General features: G+C 41.9%; 1 protein-coding gene. It reads left to right on the forward strand.

Translation table 11 applies throughout. The features are described 5' to 3' along the window. Positions 1 to 1297, forward strand: a 1297-nt coding sequence (locus A3762_RS19265) for a DUF1631 family protein (protein ID WP_156493599.1), incomplete at both ends; no start/stop codon positions are given.

Below are 1297 nucleotides of genomic sequence, written 5' to 3' on the forward strand. Positions count from 1 at the left end.
CTTAATGATTCAGCTCAGACTACTGCATCAAATGCGTCTGCTAATGCAAAGCCCGCTTCAGAAACAAGTGGCCCTATTGTCGACTCTGTTTCTGAAAGCAACTCTTCTCAACAATCGCCCTCGTCCTCTCAAGTTAACAGGCCTTTTGGATATCGCCAGCAATCATTGAATCATGCTGGCGTTGATCAAGGTAATATTTCTGCTAGCAACATTACTGGTAAATCAATTCCTGTCGAGCCAGGTGTTGACCAAGAACAGATTAAAGAAGCTCAGTCCTTTTCAATTTTTAGAAATATCTTGAGTAGCTTCTCATCTAAGAAGACCGCACAAATTGATGATTCTGTTTCAGCTTTTAGTTCGAATGAGTTGAACGAAGGGCTTGCGCAGAAGCAAATCCCAACACGTTCTCTTGATAGCGAGGGTGAAGCCTTAAGCTTATTGTCTCGTGTTCTTCAAAGCTTAAATACTGGAGAAGATGAAGAGAAAGCTCTATCGCATGAGCAACAAGGACAAGTAGACGTTATTGATCGTTTCTTTGGATCATTACAAAATAATCCGCGTATTAGCTCTGAAGGCAAACAACATCTGTTTCGATTAGAAATACCAGTTTTACGCCAACTTTTGGAAAACGATACTTTCTTTGAAGATCAAAATAGCCCTCTTCGTGATGTGCTTAATCGTATTGCCAAACTCGGTGCACGAGGCAACCGTTTGGGACGTGTAGGGCATCAAAAAATTTCAGCGTTGCTTGAACGAATTAATACGGAGTTAAATGAAAACTCGGGCGTTATTGATGAGGTTAAAACTGAACTCGATGCGCTAATGGTCAAGCAGCATTCTCAGTATCTGAAAAATGTAGAGCGGGTTGCTACGGCAGCGGATAATGCACATCGATTAGAAGATATTCGTGCTGAATTAGAACAACGCATAGTGTATCTCCTTGATGGGGACGTACCTGTTGCTGTCGAAGAAATGCTGAATTCGGGTTGGTTAGACTTTTTGCAGTTAGAAGCTGTTAAGCATGGCATTGATAGCGACCAAGTAAAAAATGGCTTTCAAGCCTTAAATGCGTTGATTCAATTTGGCCGAAAGCCCGAGAGTGGATTTGAGGCTAAGAAATACGTTCCGTTTATTCAACAAGGATTAATGCAGATTTCAGGCGGGCAAGATGTTGCGAAGTCAGTCCGAGAATCTCTTAAAAACTTAGTGCTTGATGCTCAGCATAATCAGCACAAGATGATTCCTGGACAGACCTTGCCACTCGTGAGCGATATTAAGAAAGCCGATCGAGAGAATA

This window comes from Oleiphilus sp. HI0125, from assembly GCF_001635355.1.